General features: G+C 71.3%; 14 protein-coding genes. 7 read left to right on the top strand and 7 right to left on the bottom strand.

Annotated elements, in window-relative coordinates; all coding sequences use genetic code 11:
- Positions 1 to 19 precede the first annotated feature (19 nt).
- Positions 20 to 733: a FadR/GntR family transcriptional regulator gene (locus tag OG254_RS16410; protein ID WP_405582394.1), complete on the bottom strand. Its 714-nt coding sequence runs from the start codon at positions 731 to 733 to the stop codon at positions 20 to 22.
- A gap of 257 nt (positions 734 to 990) precedes the next feature.
- Here OG254_RS16410 and OG254_RS16415 point away from each other — a divergent pair, with 257 nt between their 5' ends.
- Genes OG254_RS16415 through OG254_RS16435 form a run of 5 tightly spaced genes read left to right on the top strand, consistent with a single transcriptional unit; the run spans position 991 to position 7,615 of the window.
- Positions 991 to 2,619: an ABC transporter substrate-binding protein gene (locus OG254_RS16415; protein ID WP_405582396.1), complete on the top strand. Its 1,629-nt coding sequence runs from the start codon at positions 991 to 993 to the stop codon at positions 2,617 to 2,619.
- Positions 2,620 to 2,629: 10 nt separating this feature from the next.
- Positions 2,630 to 3,589, top strand: a complete 960-nt coding sequence (locus OG254_RS16420; protein WP_405582398.1) for an ABC transporter permease — start codon at positions 2,630 to 2,632, stop codon at positions 3,587 to 3,589.
- Positions 3,586 to 5,574 (top strand): dipeptide/oligopeptide/nickel ABC transporter permease/ATP-binding protein, encoded by a 1,989-nt coding sequence (locus OG254_RS16425; protein ID WP_405582400.1) that lies wholly within the window; start codon positions 3,586 to 3,588, stop codon positions 5,572 to 5,574. The genes OG254_RS16420 and OG254_RS16425 overlap by 4 nt, the downstream gene beginning before the upstream one ends.
- Positions 5,571 to 6,680 (top strand): oligopeptide/dipeptide ABC transporter ATP-binding protein, encoded by a 1,110-nt coding sequence (locus OG254_RS16430; RefSeq protein WP_405582403.1) that lies wholly within the window; start codon positions 5,571 to 5,573, stop codon positions 6,678 to 6,680. Before OG254_RS16425 ends, OG254_RS16430 begins: the two co-directional genes overlap by 4 nt.
- A 2-nt stretch (positions 6,681 to 6,682) precedes the next feature.
- Positions 6,683 to 7,615: a dihydrodipicolinate synthase family protein gene (locus OG254_RS16435; protein ID WP_405582405.1), complete on the top strand. Its 933-nt coding sequence runs from the start codon at positions 6,683 to 6,685 to the stop codon at positions 7,613 to 7,615.
- Between the two features lie 125 nt (positions 7,616 to 7,740).
- On the opposite strand, the gene OG254_RS16440 is transcribed toward OG254_RS16435, so the two are convergent.
- Positions 7,741 to 8,694 carry a LysR family transcriptional regulator gene (locus tag OG254_RS16440; RefSeq protein WP_405582407.1) on the bottom strand — a complete coding sequence of 318 codons (954 nt, stop codon included), beginning with the start codon at positions 8,692 to 8,694 and terminating at the stop codon, positions 7,741 to 7,743.
- A 124-nt stretch (positions 8,695 to 8,818) separates the two neighbouring features.
- Between OG254_RS16440 and OG254_RS16445 the strand changes: the two genes are divergently transcribed.
- The gene (locus OG254_RS16445; RefSeq protein ID WP_405582410.1) at positions 8,819 to 9,568 is read left to right on the top strand and encodes an SDR family oxidoreductase; all 750 of its coding nucleotides are present in this window, start codon (positions 8,819 to 8,821) and stop codon (positions 9,566 to 9,568) included.
- A 48-nt stretch (positions 9,569 to 9,616) separates the two neighbouring features.
- A complete protein-coding gene (locus OG254_RS16450) occupies positions 9,617 to 10,060 on the top strand; it encodes a hypothetical protein (protein WP_405582413.1) in 444 nt (147 codons plus the stop codon).
- Between the two features lie 23 nt (positions 10,061 to 10,083).
- On the opposite strand, the gene OG254_RS16455 is transcribed toward OG254_RS16450, so the two are convergent.
- The 5 genes from OG254_RS16455 to OG254_RS16475 form a co-directional block, all read right to left on the bottom strand.
- A complete protein-coding gene (locus tag OG254_RS16455; protein ID WP_405582415.1) occupies positions 10,084 to 11,283 on the bottom strand; it encodes an exo-alpha-sialidase in 1,200 nt (399 codons plus the stop codon).
- Positions 11,284 to 11,322: 39 nt separating this feature from the next.
- Positions 11,323 to 11,982 (bottom strand): response regulator, encoded by a 660-nt coding sequence (locus OG254_RS16460; RefSeq protein ID WP_405582418.1) that lies wholly within the window; start codon positions 11,980 to 11,982, stop codon positions 11,323 to 11,325.
- Positions 11,979 to 13,211, bottom strand: a complete 1,233-nt coding sequence (locus OG254_RS16465) for a sensor histidine kinase (RefSeq protein WP_405582421.1) — start codon at positions 13,209 to 13,211, stop codon at positions 11,979 to 11,981. The genes OG254_RS16460 and OG254_RS16465 overlap by 4 nt, the downstream gene beginning before the upstream one ends.
- A 54-nt stretch (positions 13,212 to 13,265) precedes the next feature.
- Positions 13,266 to 15,353 (bottom strand): MMPL family transporter, encoded by a 2,088-nt coding sequence (locus OG254_RS16470; protein WP_405582424.1) that lies wholly within the window; start codon positions 15,351 to 15,353, stop codon positions 13,266 to 13,268.
- A 152-nt stretch (positions 15,354 to 15,505) separates the two neighbouring features.
- Positions 15,506 to 16,201, bottom strand: coding sequence for a TerB family tellurite resistance protein (locus tag OG254_RS16475; RefSeq protein WP_405582426.1), 696 nt, complete (start codon positions 16,199 to 16,201; stop codon positions 15,506 to 15,508).
- Between the last annotated feature and the right edge of the window lie 199 nt (positions 16,202 to 16,400).

Genomic DNA, 16,400 nt, shown 5'->3' on the forward strand with positions numbered 1-16,400 from the left:
GGGCGAAACCCGTGTTTGGCTACCGCCCCGCCCGCGCCGCGATCCCCCGGAAATGGACCGCCATCGCCCGCTGCGCCCCCTCGACATCCCTCGCACGCAACGCCCCGACAATGTCCCGATGCCACCGGGCAGTGAGCTCGGGGGACGGGTCGTCCGGGCGCCCGCGTGCACCGTTGACCCGGCGGAACACCGTCCAGAACGCCGCGAGCAGCTGCGGCACGAGGTCATTGCCCAGCGAGACGTACAGCAGCTCGTGAAACTCCCGGTCCAGGTCGGGAAAGGCCCGCCCGGACCGCCCCGCCGCCTCCATCCGCGCAACGACCTCCTCCAGCCGGTCCAGCTCCCCGTCGCTCACCGTCGCCGCGACCCGCCGGATCAGCCCCTCCTCCAGCACCTCCCGCACCTGAAGGATCTCCGCGAGCGCCCCCGCGTCATGGTCATGCCGAGCGAGCGTACGAAACGTCAGTCCGTCGATCAGCGGAGTGAGCGAGGCCTGGCCGACATACGTCCCGTAGCCGTGCCGGATCTCCACGATGTCGAGGGCCTGGAGCGCCTTGAGCGCCTCGCGGACCGAGTTGCGGCTGACCCCGAGGTCCTCCATCAGCTCGGCCTCCGTGGGCAGCAGAGCGCCCGCCTGGAGCCTGCGGTCGATGATCAGTTGCATGACCTGGCGCTGGATCCGGCTGTTCCTGGACTCCTCGGACGTACGACTGTTCCTGGGCTGCCCGGGCATGCGGCGCATGCTACGCGCACCCAGACGTCCCACGTCCTATGTCTCCCGTAAACGCCCCTGACGGGGGGTCAACTCGCGCCATTTCACAGCGCCATTGGTCCGACCTGTGGCAGATGCGCCATTCGTGTGAGATCCCTTGACCGCCCCCATCCCCCCACCTATGGTCGCGCTGACCGTCAGGACGTAGGACGTCGTATCTCCTCGTACCTCCTCGCATCACCCATCGCCGGAGCACACCACCCACCGCTGGAGGAACCGTGCGCGACGTGACCCACGACGTGCCGGCGCTGCACCGCCGGTCGTTGCTGAAGTACACCGGCGCGCTGGGCGCGGCCGCCGCCGTCTCGGCGTCGCTGTCGGCCTGTTCGTCGGGGCCGGAGTCCACGAACGAGACCGGCGGGGGCGGTGGCGCGAACCGGACCCTCACCGCAGTGATCGGCTACGGCAACGACGGCAGCTGGGACCCCACCCAGACGGCGTCGGCCTTCTGCATGGCCGCCAACAACCACATCTACGAGGGCCTCCTCGACACCGACCCGATCTCCCGCGAGCCGTACGCCGCGCTCGCCACCCAGGTGCCGGCCGACCCGAATGCCACGTCCTGGAAGTTCGCCCTGCGCGCGGGCGCGACGTTCCACGACGGCAAGCCGGTCACCGCAGACGACGTGGTCTTCGTCTTCGACCGGATCCTCGACCCTAAGACGCAGACCCTCGCCAAGGGCTTCTTCGCGAGCTGGCTGAAGGAAGTCCGCAAGATCGACGCGCAGAACGTCGAGCTGGTGCTCAAGTTCCCCTTCCCGGACGGACTTTCCCGGCTCACCCTCGCCAAGATCATGCCGAAGCACGTGTACTCCCAGCCGGGCGCCTGGGACGACGCCATCAAGGGCAAGGCGGTCGGTTCGGGGCCGTACATGCAGAGCGCGCACCACCCGAAGTCCAACACCACCTTCGAAGCGTTCGCGGACTACAACGGCCCGCGCAAGGCGGCGTTCAAGAAGATGAACTGGCTGACCATCGTGGACGCGGCGCCCCGCGTGGCCAGGATCTCCGGCGCGAGCGCGGGTGCGCAGATCGCGGACAACATCCCGTACGCCAACATCGGGCAGCTGGAGAGCGGCGGGCTGACCGTCGCGGGCGGTGCCGGGATGAACAACCTGTTCCTGATGTTCAACACCAAGCACAAGCCCTTCGACGACGTACGCGTCCGCCAGGCGCTGCGCTACGCCATCGACACCGGGAAGATGATCGAGGTCGCCCTCAAGGGACACGGGAAGCCGTCGAGCTCCTTCCTCAACGAGGCCAATCCCAGCTACCGCCGCGCCAAGAACGTCTACGACTACGACCCCGACAAGGCGAAGGCGCTGCTGAAGGAGGCCGGGGTCAGCGGCCTTGAGATCGAGATCCTGTCCGTGAACGTGAGCTGGATCGTCGACTGTCTGCCGACCATCAAGTCCTCCTGGGACGCGATCGGCGTCAAGACCACCCTGTCCCCGCAGGAGACCACGGCCGTCTTCACCAAGATGGACCAGAAGCAGGACTACCAGGTCGTCGCCGCCGCCTCGAACCCCAACCAGTTCGGCCTCGACGCCGATCTGATCATGCATTACAACTACGGCCCCGAGAACCTGTGGATGCAGTACACGCGGTGGGCCGACAACTCCGTCGCCAAGGCGCTCTTCAAGGACATGGACCGGGCGACCCAGGAGCCGGACGCCGAGAAGAAGAAGACGATGGTCCAGGAGTACATCGACGTCGTCGCCGAGCAGGCCGTCCTCTACCCGGTCGTCCACAACGAGCTGATGACGGCCTGGAACCCGAAGGAGCTCACCGGGATAAGGGCACAGCCGTACCCCGGCATCAACCTCCTCCAGGCCAAGTGGTCGTAGGAGACACTGCGTGGTCACCGTCGTCCGGATCCTGGCCCGCCGAGTCCTGCTGCTCGTGCCGCTGATGCTCGGCATCGTGCTGTTCGTGTTCCTGGTCATGCGGTTCTCGGACGTCGACCCGGCGTCCGCGTTCTTCCAGGGCGCGAACCCGACGCCGCAGCAGCTGCACGACTTCCGCGAGCAGAACGGCCTGCTGGATCCCCTGCCCGTCCGCTACGTCGCCTTCGTCGGCGACCTGCTCCACGGCGACATGGGCACCAGCGCCCTGACCCGCGGATCGGTCATCGACCAGGTCATGACCGCGCTGCCGCTCACCATCCAGCTCACCTTCCTGGGGCTCGGCATCGCGGTCGTCCTGTCGCTGGTCGGCGGCGTCACCGCGGCCATCTACCGCGACCGCCTCCCCGACCAGATCATCCGCGTCGTCTCCCTCACCGGGGTCGCCGCGCCCGGCTTCTGGCTGGCGCTGCTGATGATCCAGTACCTCGCCGTCGAACTCGGCTGGTTCCCGACCGGCGGCTACATCAACCCGGCGGACTCCTTCACCGGCTGGCTGAAGACGATGACCCTGCCGGCCCTCGCGCTGTCCCTGCCGGTCGCGGCGCAGCTGACGCGGATCGTGCGGACGTCGGTGGTGGAGGAGCTGGACAAGGACTACGTCCGTACGGCGATCGGGAGCGGGTTGCCGCCGCGGGTGGTCGTGGGCCGCAACGTCCTGCGCAACGCGCTCATCAACCCGCTCACCGTCCTCGGCCTGCGCGTCGGCTATCTGCTGGGCGGCGCGGTCATCATCGAGACGATCTTCTCCCTGCCGGGCATGGGGAAGCTGATGATCGACGCGGTGAAGAACGGTGACCCGGCGGTCGTCCAGGGAGTGGTCATCACCACGGCGATCGGCTTCGTCGTCGTCAACCTCGTCATCGACATCCTGTATCTGCTGGTCAACCCGCGCCTGCGGGAGGCGACGTGACGTTCAACCGCAAGCGCCTGGCCGAGGCGCTGTCCCGGCCCGGCATCCGCCTGCGCGGCTGGCGCAAGCTGCCGACGCTGTCGAAGGTGGCCGTCTGCTTCCTGGCCGTCGTCGTCATGGTGGCCCTGTTCGCCCCGCTGCTCGCGCCGCACGACCCGCTCGACCAGCAGCCGCCCGTCGACGGCACCGGGCATCCGTCCGCCGAGCACTGGATGGGCCAGGACAGCCTCGGCCGGGACATCCTGAGCCGGCTGATGTACGGCGCCCGCTGGTCGCTGGCGATCGGGCTCGGCGCGACCGCGCTCGCGCTCGTCGTCGGCGCCCTGATCGGCGCCGTCGCGGCGACCTCCCGCAAGGCGGTCGACGAGACGCTGATGCGCTGCCTGGACGTGGTGATGGCGTTCCCGGGCATCGCGCTGGCCGCCGTGCTCGTCGCGGTCTTCGGCGGCGGCATCACCGTCCTGATCTGCGCGATCGCCTTCCTGTTCACGCCGCCGGTGGCGAGGGTCGTCCGGGCGAACGTCCTCGATCAGTACGGCGAGGACTATGTGACGGCGGAAAAGGTCATCGGCGCCCGCACCCCGCACATCGTCCTCAGGCACGTGGCGATCAACTGCGCCGCCCCGGTGCTGGTGTTCTGCACCGTGCAGGTGGCGGAGGCGATCGTCTTCGAGGCGTCGCTGTCCTTCATCGGCGCGGGTGTGCGGCCGCCCGACCCCTCCTGGGGCAGCGTCATCGCGGACGGCAAGAACATGGTGCTCACCGGGGGCTGGTGGGCGACCGTCTTCCCCGGCCTGCTGATGCTGGTGACGGTGCTCTCGCTGAACATCCTGTCCGAAGGCGTGTCGGACGCATGGGCGGCGCCGTCGGCGCGCGAGGTCGACGTGCAGGACGAGCACGACCGGCTTGAGGCACCGGAGCCGGGCAGCGGTGAGGTGCTCCAGCTGCCGGGGCTCACCCAGGCGGCGGCGCGGCTGCGGTCACGGGCGCGGCCGTTGCCGCGGGGGCAGCTACCGGTGCTCGCCGTCGAGAACCTCGCGATCGGGTTCGAGGGCCGCCACAGCGGCGTGGACATCGTCGACGGCATCAGCTTCGAGGTGCAGCCCGGCGAGGTGCTGGGCCTGGTCGGCGAGTCGGGCTGCGGCAAGTCACTCACCGCCCTCGCGGTGATGGGCCTGGAGCCGAAGGGCGCCCGGATCCGCGGCCATGTCCGGTTCAACCAGCGGCAGTTGGTGGGCGAGCCGATGCGCGTGCGTCGCAAGCTGCTGGGCCACGAGATGGCGATGATCTACCAGGACGCCCTGTCGTCCCTGAACCCGGCGATGACGATCCGCTCCCAGCTCAAGCAGGTCGTACGCCGCGGAGGCCGCCGTAGCCCCCACGAACTCCTGACGCTGGTCGGCCTCGACCCCGACCGCACCCTGCGCAGCTATCCGCACGAGCTCTCCGGCGGCCAGCGTCAGCGCGTGCTGATCGCCATGGCCCTGTCCCGGGACCCGAAGCTGATCGTCGCCGACGAGCCGACGACCGCGCTGGACGTCACCGTGCAGGCGCAGATCATAGAGCTGCTGCTCAGACTGCGCGAGGAGCTCGACTTCGCCCTGATCCTGGTCTCGCACGACCTCGCGCTGATCTCGGCCGTCACCGACCGGGTCGTCGTGATGTACGGCGGCCAGATCGTGGAGACCGGCGTGACCGCCGACCTGGTGGAGGCTCCGGCTCACCACTACACGCGGGGTCTGCTGGGCAGCGTGCTGTCGCTGGAGTCGGCGCAGGAGCGGATGACGCAGATCAAGGGCGTGGTCCCCTCCCCCGCGGACTTCCCGGCGGGCTGCCGTTTCGCGGACCGCTGCCCGCTGGCGAGCGAGGTGTGCCGCACGACCGCACCCGCCCTGCTGGGGACGCCGACGCACACGGCCGCCTGCCATCACCCGGCGATCCTTCTGGCGCCGACGGACCGCTCGGAGAGCGAGGCGGTGACATGAGCGCGAGCGAGATGAACGCGGACGGCCTGGGCGCGGGCGAAGTGACCGTGCCCAGGGTGAGCGTGGGCGAGGCGGGCCCGGACGAGCCGGGCGTGCTCGTGCGGCTGTCCGACGCGCACGTCGTGCACAAGGCGCGCAGCGGCGGGCTGTTCACCCGGGACAGGGTGTACGCCCTGACCGGCGCCGACCTCACCATCGCGCCCGGCGAGACGGTGGGCGTGGTCGGCGAGTCGGGGTGCGGCAAGTCGACGCTGGCGAAGGTGCTGGTGGGGGTGCAGCGGCCGACGTCGGGGAGCGTGGCCTTCCGGGGACGCGACCTGTGGGCCATGACGCCGGGCGAGCGCAGGACCGCGGTGGGCGCCGGCACGGGCATGATCTTCCAGGACCCGTCGACGGCGCTGAACCGCCGGCTGCCCGTCCGGCAGATACTGCGGGATCCGCTGGACGTGCACGAGCGGGGATCGAAACGCCAACGTGAGGAACGCGTACGGGAGTTGATGTCCCTGGTGGGCCTTCCCCGCGCCCTCAATGACGCCCTGCCCGGCCAGCTGTCGGGCGGTCAGCGCCAGCGCGTCGCCATCGCCCGCGCGCTGGCACTGGAACCCGACCTGGTGGTGGCGGACGAGCCGACGAGCGCGCTGGACGTGTCGGTCCGCGCCCAGATCCTGAACCTCCTCCTCGACCTGAAGGAGCGGCTGGGTCTGGCCCTGGTCTTCGTCTCGCACGACATCCAGACGGTACGGCGGATGAGTGACCGCGTGATCACGATGTACCTGGGCCGGATCGTCGAGGAGGTCCCGGCCGCCGACGTCACCGACGGCTCCCGGCACCCGTACACCCGTGCCCTCTTCTCCGCGACCCCCGGCCTGCTGGACCCGATCGACCCGATCCCGCTCGTCGGGCCGGTCCCCTCGGCGACACGGCCGCCGAGCGGATGCCCCTTCCGGACGAGATGCTGGAAGGCGGACGGGGTATGTGCGCAGGCGATGCCGGACTTCTCGGCCACGTCGAGCCCCGCGCACCGTTACAGGTGTCACCATCCAGTGGAGGAGGGCGAGGCCACCCACGACCTCGTACGACAGAGTCACCATTCCAGGGAGCCTTGACCATGATCCCCACCCCGCTCACCGGTGTCGTACCGCCCGTCTGCACGCCCCTGACACCGGAGCGCGAGGTGGACGTCCCCTCCCTGCGCAGACTGATCGACCATCTGATGGAGGCCGGGGTGCACGGGCTGTTCGTGCTCGGCTCGACGTCGGAGGTGGCCTATCTGACGGACCGGCAGCGGCAGGTGGTCGTGGAGACCGCCGTACGGCATGTGGGTGGCCGGATCCCGGTACTGGCAGGCGTGATCGACATGACGACGCCGCGGGTCCTGGACCACGTACGGCAGGTCACGCAGGCCGGCGCGGACGCGGTGGTGGCAACAGCGCCCTTCTACGCCCGCACCCACCCCACCGAGATCGCCCACCACTACCGCCTCATCGCGGCGGCGTCGCCGGTCCCCGTCGTCGCGTACGACCTCCCGGCCTCCGTCCACACCAAGCTCCCCGCCCAGGTGATCCTCGACCTCGCCGCCGAGGGTGTCCTCGCGGGTCTGAAGGACTCCAGCGGCGACCTGGCCGGTTTCCGCGAGGTCGTCGTAGGCGCGCGCAACCGGTCCGACGTCACGGGCTTCAGCGTGCTGACCGGCTCGGAGCTCCTCGTCGACGCGGCCCTCGGGATCGGGGCCGACGGGGCGGTGCCGGGGCTTTCCAACGTCGATCCCGCGGGATACGTCCGCCTCGACCGCCTCCACCGCGACGGTGACCGGGAGTCGGCCCGGGCCGAGCAGGAACGCCTGTGCGCGCTGTTCGGCATGGTGACGGTCGGGGATCCGGGGCGGATGGGTGGGAGTTCGTCGGCGCTGGGGGCGTTCAAGGCGGCGCTGTATCTGCGGGGAGTGATCGACTGTCCGGCGACTGCGGAGCCTCAGGTGCCGTTGTCGTCGGAGGAGGTGGAACGGGTGGGGAAGTTTCTGGCCGGGGCGGGGTTGCTGTAGGGACGGGTTTCGCCCCCGCCGCCCCTACCCGTCCCATCCTTCTGGGGCTCCGCCCCAGACCCCGCTCCTCAATCGCCGGAGGGGCTGGTTTTTCAGCCCGTCCGGCGTTTGAGGACGAGGCCCCTTCAGGGCCGAAGCGGGGGTCCGGGGGCGGCAGCCCCCTGGGGGTCCCCCCTGCTCGAAGAGCTTGGGGGAGGGACGGGTAGGGGCGGCGGGGGCGAGAACATGTCCAGGAAGGCGCTGGTCAGCGGGTCCGGGCCGGGGCGGGTGTACGCCGTCAGGGTGCGTTCCACCGGAGGATCCGGGCGCAGCGGCACGCCGGTGAAGCCCGGCGGGATCAGGTTCGCGGGGACGAGCGCGGGACCGAGCCCAGACGCGGCCAGCAACGGCGCGGCAGCAGTCTGCTCCGTGCGCACGGCGATACGCGGCTTGAACCCGGCCACGGCACAGGCGCGGTCGACGACTTCGGCGAGACCGTTGCCCGGGGCGTAATGCACCCACAGGCGGTCCGCGAAGGCCGCCAGCGGCACGCGGCCACGAGCACCGGCGGCGGCTTCGTCACTCGCCGGTACGACGATGACGAACTCCTCCGTTCCCAGGTCGTGCGCGGGACCGTCCCAGGAGCGCGGCGCGGGCCCGACGGCGACGTCGGCCAGGCCCTTGGTCATCGCCTCCTGGAGCGCGTCGGTGTGCGGGAACTCAAGGAGCCGGATCCGGACTCCGGGGTGCCGCTCGCACCAGGCGTGCAGCACCGGCGGCAGTACGCCGAGCGTGACCGAATAGACCGTGGCCACCTTGATCTCGCCGGACTCCAGGCCCACCGCGCGGCGCGCGGCGGTGCGGGCCCGCTGCGCGTCGGCGAGTGCGGCGCGGGCGTGGGGCAGCATGGCGCGGCCCATCGGGGTGAGCCGCACCGCACGCGGGAGCCGTTCGAGGAGGGGGCCGCCCGCGTCCCGCTCCAGGGCGCGGACCTGGTGGGACAGCGCCGGCTGGGAGACGTGCAGCAGGGCCGCGGCGCGGGTGAAGGAGCCGGTGTCCACGACGGTGACCAGGTATTCGAACTGCCGCAGCGTTGCCATGAATGGATTTTATGGGCGCGGTAAAAACCAAGTCTTGGACTTATGAGCGCGGGGCGTCGGAGAGTGCTCGTACCGGGCCGTTCGCGACTGCGGACGGCCGCCGCCTTCCAGCAAGGACGTCCCCATGAACGCTCCCGCCGTACCCATCCCCCACCCCAAGGACGCCCTCGACGGCCGCCGCGTGGTCGTCATCGGCGCGGGCTCGAACGTCGGACGGCAACTCGCGCGGACCGCTTCCGCGGCGGGTACCGAGCTCATCCTGGCCGGGCCCGACGCCGGCCGGCTGACCGAGACGGCGTCTTCGCTCACCGGCCCGGCCCGCGTGCAGCCCGTCGACCTGGCCGACGAGGACTCGATCGCCGCGCTCGCCGACGCGGTCGGCCCCTTCAACCACCTCGTGTCGACGGCGGCGATGCCCGCCAACGGCCCCGTCGGCGGCCTGCAGCTGGATGCGGTGCAGCGCGCGTTCGCGGCCAAGGTGATCGGCCCGCTGTTCCTGGCCAAGCATCTGGCGGGGCAGGTCGCCGAGGGCGGCTCGCTCACCTTCTTCTCCGGTGTCGCCGCGTGGCGGCCCGCGCCGGAGCGGGTGGTGATGGCCACGACCAACGGCGCGCTGTCCTTCCTGGTGGAGGCGCTCGCCGTGGAGCTGGCACCGGTACGCGTCAACGCCGTGTCCCCGGGCATCGTCGACTCCGGAGCGTGGGACGGCCTCGGCGAGGGCAAGCGGGCGTTCCTGCACGGGGTCGCGCAGCGCAATCCGGCCCGGCGCGTCGGCACCCCCGAGGACGTGGTCCAGGCCGTCCTGTACGCGATGACCAACACCTACGTCACCGGCACGGTCCTGCACGTCGACGGCGGCGGCCGCCTCGCCTGACGCCGGCTGCCTTACGCCATCTGCCTTACGCCGTCCGGAGGAGGAAACATGACCACAGGACACGACGACCCCCCGCAGGGCCCCACGCCCGCCGGCACACTCGTCGCCGACGCCTACCGGGGCTGGTCCCGCGAGCTGTGCGAGGAATTCGAGGCCCGCGCCTTCAACGGTCGCGTCGGGGGCCGTCTCCTCAGCGAGACGGACCGCGTCCGGGTGTGGGAGATCCGTCTCGCGCCGGGTGAACGGCTGCCGGCCCACCGGCACGTACTGGACTACTTCTGGACCGCCGTCACCGCCGGCCGCAGCCGCCAGCACACCAGTGACGGCACCACCCGCGACGTCGCGTACGAACAGGGCGAGACCCGGCACTTCGCCTTCGGGCCCGGCGAGCATCTGCTGCACGACCTGGAGAACACCGGCTCGACGGCGCTCACCTTCACCACCGTCGAGTTCAAGCAGGGGCCCAACCCGCCGCTGCCACTCGGGGACTGAGCCGGGGGGCGGGCCCCGCCCTGCTAGCTCAGGTCGGACACCGGCAAGCGGCGGAACTCGATCGTCTCGTACGTCCCGCTCACCCCCGTCTCGTACAGGATCCCGACCCGCTGACCGTTCAGCCGCACCAGATCCGAATACGCCGCCCGCTGCTGAGAAAGCGTCAGTGCCTTCGTGAAGGTCGCTCCCCCGTCCGTGCTGCGCCACACCGCCATCGACTGACGGGCGGTGGGGACGGAGGGGCCGGAGAAGAGCAACGGGCCACCCGAGCCCGGGAGTTGGAGGACGCTGCCCTCGACGACCGGGACGTCGTTCAGGGAGGGCTGGACGGTGTAGGGGCGGTCGAGGGACTCGCCGCCGTCGCTCGACACACTGTCCAGACGGTTGCCGGCGCTCGTCCCGAGCTGGTCGCGGGAGTTGAAGTAGACCCTGCCGTCGGGGAGTTCGGCGGCGGTGGACTCGTTGGCGTTGCTGTAACCGTCGTAGGACTCGTCCACGAAGCCCATCTGCCAGGTGAGCCCGCCGTCGTCGCTGTAGATGGCGTGGGCGCCGTAGTACTTGGCCTCCTGCCCGGTGTCGGGCGATCCCGGCGCCGGTGCCGTGGAGTGGTTGGACGGGACGACGAGGCGCCCCGCGTACTTCCCGCGCTGAAGGGCGAGGGCATGCCCGGGTCCGGTCGCGTACCAGCGCCAGTTCGGCGGCTTCACCTGCCCGGTGATGTCGCGCGGGGAGCTGAAGGTGCGCCCGTCGTCGGTGCTGCGCTGCACGAACGCCCGACGACTCTGCTCCGGCGTCACCTCCCCCCGCATGATCTGCGCCTCCGTCACATCCCCGCTGTTGTAGGACGTGACCAGCACGACCGCACCGGTGAGCGGATCCACCACCGGCGCCGGATTGCCCCGCGTGTCCCCCTCCCCGGCGGCGACCACCGCCACCGGACCCCAGGTGCAGCCGCCGTCGAGGGACCGTCTGAGGACGACATCGATGTCGCCGGTGTCGCCCGCCCCGTCGTGCCGCCCCTCGGCGAAGGCCAGCACCGTGCCCCGCGGGGTCGTGACCGTCGCCGGGATGCGGTACGTGTCGTAGCCGCCCTCGCCCGAGCGGTACGGGACGGAGGACGTGCAGCCGGTGTCCGCCGAGGCGGCGCCGGCGGTGCCGACGGTGGTGAGTGGAGTGGTCAGGAGTACTGCGGTGGCCAGGAGTGTGCGGCTCAGGAGGGTCATCGAGCTCCTTTGACGGAGAGTCAGACATTGACCTGTCCGTCACAGGCTCCCCGGTGTCACCATCCCTGACTCATACGCCACGATGACCAATTGCGCCCTGTCCCGCGCCCCCAGTTTCCCCATGATGCGGCTGACGTGCGTCTTCGCCGTCAGCGGGCTCAGTCCCAACGTCTCGGCGATTTCCGTGTTGTTGAGCCCGTGTGCGACCAGCGTCAGCACTTCTCGCTCACGTTCGGAAAGACATTCGGGTCCGCCGGCCACGGGCGCGGAGGGGCTGCGCAGGAACCGCTCGATCAGCCGTGCGGTCGGCCCGGGCGACAACAGCGCCTCCCCCGCGGCCACCGTGCGGATCGCGTCGAGGAGTTCGGCCGGGCGGGTGTCCTTGACCAGGAACCCGGAGGCGCCGGCGCGCAGCGCGTCCACGATGTTCTCGTCGGTGTCGTAGGTGGTGAGGACCAGCACACGCACCCCGGCCAGGTCCTCGTCGGCCGCGATCAGCCGGGTCCCCTCGATGCCGTCGAGGTCGGGCATGCGGATGTCCATCACGACGAGGTCGGCGCGGGCGCTGCGGGCCAGTTCGGCGGCCTCCCGGCCGGTGGCCGCCTGGCCGACGACCTCCATGTCCGGGGCCGACTCGACGAGCATGGCGAACGCCTCACGTACGAGCGTCTGGTCGTCCGCGAGCAGGACGCGGATCATCTCTCTCCCTCCCCGCCGGCCCCGATGGGCAGCACGGCGCTCACCGCGAAGCCGCCCTCGTCGCGCGGTCCGGCGTCGAGTGTGCCACCCACACTGCGGGCCCGCTCACGCATGCCGACGAGGCCGTGGCCAGGGCCCCCGGCGGGCGCGGGGCAGGGGCCGTCGTCGGTGACCGACAGGTGCAGGGCGCCCCGCTCCTCGTACACCTCGACACGTACGGCCGGTTCGGGCCCGGCGTGCCGGACCACGTTCGTCAGCGCCTCCTGCACGATCCGGTACGCGGCCGCACCGACGGCGGGCGGCGCCTGCCGCACCCGTACCGCCGCATCGACCCGCGCTCCCGCGAGCCGCGCCGCCTCCACGAGGTCCGGCACCCCGTCGAGCTCGGGAAGCGGGCCGCGTGCCTCGCCGGCCACGCCCTGTTCACGCAGCACGTCCAGCGTCGTACGCAGTTCGCCGCGCGCCGTGCGGCAGGTGCCGGCGATGTCGTCGAGGGACTTCGCGATCGCCTCGCGGTCCAGCCGCTCGGGGTCGGCGGCCAGTACGTGCGCGGCGACGGAGGTCTGGACGCCGATGAGGGTGATGCTGTGCGCGAGCAGGTCGTGCAGGTCGCGGGCGATGCGCAGCCGTTCCTCGGCGACGCGTCGGCGGGCCTCCTCCTCGCGGGTGCGCTCCGCGCGTTCGGCGCGCTCGACGATGGCGGCGACGTGCCGGCGGTGATAGCGGACGGCGATGCCGAGGAGCAGGATGGCGAGCACCCAGCCGTAGATGCGCACCAGGTCGGCGGCCCGCTTGTCCTCGCCGAAGGTGAGCATCACCGTCAGGGAGATGCCGAGGCCCGCGGCGCCGACCAGGAGTGTGCGGACCGGGCCCTGGGTGACGGTGACCGCGTACAGCGCGATCAGCGAGGCGGGGACGGGCGCGCCGTGGTTGTTGTCGAGGGCGTGGTAGGGGATGACGAACGCCACCACGGCGGCGAGCACGAGCAGCGGCCTGCGCCGCCGCCACACCAGGGGCACATGGGCGGCGAGCAGGAGCGTCCAGCCGAGGGCGTCGGGCCGGCGGCCGTCGTCGGTGAACAGCGCCAGGCACACGGCCACCGCGGCTGCCGCCACGGCGAGCAGCACGTCGTTGCGGGTGCCGTGCGGGGCGGTGCGGGGGTCGCGGTTGACCGCCGCCATGATCCGCTCGCCGAGGCGGGGCCGTATCGCTGTCGTGTTTTCCTGCACGGGCTCATCTTCCGTGAGCGGGGCGCCCCTCCGGGAGGGAGGGGCGCCGGTCGATCAGTGGGCGGCTGCGGTGACCCGCTCCGGTTCCTTCGGCGGTACGGACTTGTCGGGCTCCCGGGACAGGGCTCCCGGCCACCACATCCTGCGGCGCAGGGCGACGCTGGCGCTGGTCACCAGGTAGGTGCGGACCAGGAAGGTGTCGAGGAGCACGCCGACCGCGATGACGAAGCCGAGCTCGACGAGCTGCAGCATCGGCATGCTGGTGAGCACCGCGAAGGTGGCGGCGAGGACCAGTCCGGCGGAGGCGATGACCCCGCCCGTGGTGCGCAGCGCGGTGAGCGCGGCGGCGACGGGTTCGGCGCCGTTCAGGGACTCCTCGCGCATCCGGTGCATCAGGAAGATGCCGTAGTCGACGCCGAGGGCGACCAGGAACACGAAGGACAGCAGCCCGAGCCCGGGATCGGTGCCCTCGAAGCCGAAGACCGGCCCGAAGACGAGTCCGCCGATGCCGAGCGCCGCGCCCCACACGGCGACCACGGCCGCCACCAGGATCAGCGGCGCGACGAGTGAGCGCAGCAGGGCGACCAGGATCAGCAGCACGCTCAGCAGCACGATCGGCACGACGACCAGGCGGTCGCGGGCGTTGGTGTCCTTCAGGTCGAGTTGCTCGGCGCTCGCCCCGCCGACGTAGGAGCCGTCGAGCTTCTCGCGCAGGGCCTCGATGGTGGCGGTCTCCCCGGCGGACTGGGGCGGTGCGGTGGCGAGGACGGAGATCTCGGTCCAGCCGTCTCCGGTACGGCCTTCCTCCGCGCTTTCGACTCCACGGGTGCCGCGGATCGAGGCGAGCGTCGCGTGGGCGCGGTCGTCCTGCGTGATGACGCTGATGGGCTGGGTGCCGCGCTCGGGGTAGGCCCGGGCGAGGGTCTCCATGGCGGCGACCGCGTCGGGCTTGGAGGTGAAGGAGTCCTCCTGCTTGAGGGTGCCGGGCAGGTTGAGGGTGCCGAGCGCGAGCGCGCCGAGCAGGACGGCGCCGCCCGCGAGGACGGTCAGCGGCCGGCGTCCGGCGGAGCCGCCCATCGCCGTGAACAGGGACCGGCGGGCCTTGGGCGTGCTGCCGTAGCGGGGCACGAGCGGCCAGAACACGCGCCGGCCGAGCAGGACGAGGATCGCGGGCAGCAGCGTCAGCATGGCGAGAAGCGCGCACAGCACGCCGACGGTGCCGAGCGGGCCCATGCCCCGGCTGGAGTTGAGGTCGGCGGCGAGCAGGCACAGCAGTCCGGCGGCGACGGTGCCGGAGGAGGCGAGCACGGCGGGCCCGCAGCCCTTGAGCGCGGCGACCATTGCGTCGTACGGCCGCTCGATGCGCCGCAGCTCCTCGCGGTACCGGGAGACGAGCAGCAGCGCGTAGTCGGTGCCCGCCCCGAACACGAGGATCGTCATGATCCCGGAGCTCTGGCCGGACACGGACGTCCCGAACCCTTGGTTGAGCCCGTAGGCGACGCCCATCGACAGATAGTCGGCCATGCCGGCGACGGTGAGCGGGACCAGCCACAGGAACGGGCTGCGGTAGATGAGGATCAGCAGCAGCGCGACGACCGCGGCGGTGGTGTAGAGCAGCGGTCCGTCGAGCGAGTTGTAGACCTCGCTCGCGTCGGTGGCGAGCGCACCCGACCCACCGACGTCGACGCTCAGCCCGTCGTCGCCCCGGGCGACGTCCCTGACGTCGTTGACGAGCAGGTCACGTGCCTTCTCGTCGGTCCCCGGCTCGGTGCTCGCGATCGGGTACATCAGCGTGGTCCCGTCCTGGGACGGGATGCCCCGCGGCTCACCGGTGAGCTTGTGCGCGCCCGCGATCCGCTCGATCTGCCCGGCGGCGGTCGCCCGGTCACCGGCGGTGAGTCCCGCGTCCCGGTGATACACGACGACCATCTCGGTGCTCTCGCCACCGGGCAGCTGTTCCTGGATCCTGGCCACCTGCGTGGAATCGGCACTGGCCGGCAGATAGTCGACGGCCCGGTCACGCTGGACGTCCGCGAGCTTCGACGCGAACGGCGACGCGATCGCGAGCACCACGATCCACAGCCCGAGCACGAGCCACGGCACACCACGCCGCCGCCGTGTACTTGTCCTTACGGCCCCCATGAGACGGGCCCCCTCCGGTCGGATGTCTGGGTCGCTTCCAGACTTCCGGTGCGGGGGTGGCTGTTCGTCGGGCGGGAGGTCGAGTTGAGGGTTACTGCCGGGGGTGGTGACCGGGCGGGATTACTCCCTGGGGAGTATCGCGGGGTGCGGGCCTACGACGGTGTCCGGGCCGCCGCCGCCAGCAGGCGGGTCACGTCGTCCGTGCAGATCGTCAGGGCCGCGCCCACCGTCGCGAGGGCGTCGCGTTCGGCGGGGGTGTAGGGGCCGTCGGCCAGGGCGATGCGGGCTCCCTGGAGGAGGATCGATTCGCGGCCGGCGGGGGCGAGGTGCGGGGCGAGGGGGTCCAGGGCCTCGTGGAGCTCTATGGCCAGCCCGGCGCCGCAGGGCTCGGAGAAGACCCGGCCGGTGTCGGCGGCCAGTGCCTCGACCAGGGCGCCCAGCTGGTCCTCCGTGCAGTCGTCGAAGCCGGCCGCGCGCACGGTGGCCGCGGCGGTCTCCAGGGACGGACGGGCGCAGGTGCCGCCCGCGGCCAGCACCGCGAGGGCGACGGTGTGGACGGCGTCGCGGAGCATCGCGGAGAAGCGGGTGGTGGTCGGATGGTCGAGGACGTCGGTGCCGAAGTGGCGTCGGCAGGCCGCGCACTCCACGACGGGTGCGGTCTCGCCGCGCGGCAGGACCGGCACGCTGAGGAACGTGAAGCGGCGATGACCGGTCAGCCGCTGGTAGTTGCGGTCGCCCCCGCAGCCGGGACAGAAGAACTCGCCATCCCCTATGGCCGACCACGCGGTGCGGGTGCCCAGGATGCGCGCAAGCCTGGCGGCACCGTTTCGTCCCCGTCCTGGCAGCACGTCGCACCTCCGTAACGCCGCGGCAACATCGCCGCGCTTGCGTGATGTTAGCCACATCACGGACGTGGAGTCAGTACCCCGGACGAGACCTTTCCGTGACCTGCACAGGTCAATGGCTGGAAATGAGCGGACCCCGCCCACCCGAAAGGGGGGACGGGGCCTTCAGATCACCGGGTCGGGCAGCGCCCCTTCAGGGGCG

The sequence above is a fragment of the Streptomyces sp. NBC_01092 genome (assembly GCF_045039535.1).
Classification (GTDB): Bacteria; Actinomycetota; Actinomycetes; order Streptomycetales; family Streptomycetaceae; genus Streptomyces.

Excerpts from the sequence above, each read along its gene's own strand:
- OG254_RS16455 (WP_405582415.1), bottom strand. The coding sequence starts at position 11,283 with ATGACCCTCCTGAGCCGCACACTCCTGGCCACCGCAGTACTCCTGACC.
- OG254_RS16430 (WP_405582403.1), top strand. The coding sequence starts at position 5,571 with ATGAGCGCGAGCGAGATGAACGCGGACGGCCTGGGCGCGGGCGAAGTG.
- OG254_RS16470 (WP_405582424.1), bottom strand. The coding sequence starts at position 15,353 with ATGGGGGCCGTAAGGACAAGTACACGGCGGCGGCGTGGTGTGCCGTGG.
- OG254_RS16450 (WP_405582413.1), top strand. The coding sequence starts at position 9,617 with ATGACCACAGGACACGACGACCCCCCGCAGGGCCCCACGCCCGCCGGC.
- OG254_RS16410 (WP_405582394.1), bottom strand. The coding sequence starts at position 733 with ATGCCCGGGCAGCCCAGGAACAGTCGTACGTCCGAGGAGTCCAGGAAC.
- OG254_RS16440 (WP_405582407.1), bottom strand. The coding sequence starts at position 8,694 with ATGGCAACGCTGCGGCAGTTCGAATACCTGGTCACCGTCGTGGACACC.
- OG254_RS16435 (WP_405582405.1), top strand. The coding sequence starts at position 6,683 with ATGATCCCCACCCCGCTCACCGGTGTCGTACCGCCCGTCTGCACGCCC.
- OG254_RS16460 (WP_405582418.1), bottom strand. The coding sequence starts at position 11,982 with ATGATCCGCGTCCTGCTCGCGGACGACCAGACGCTCGTACGTGAGGCG.
- OG254_RS16445 (WP_405582410.1), top strand. The coding sequence starts at position 8,819 with ATGAACGCTCCCGCCGTACCCATCCCCCACCCCAAGGACGCCCTCGAC.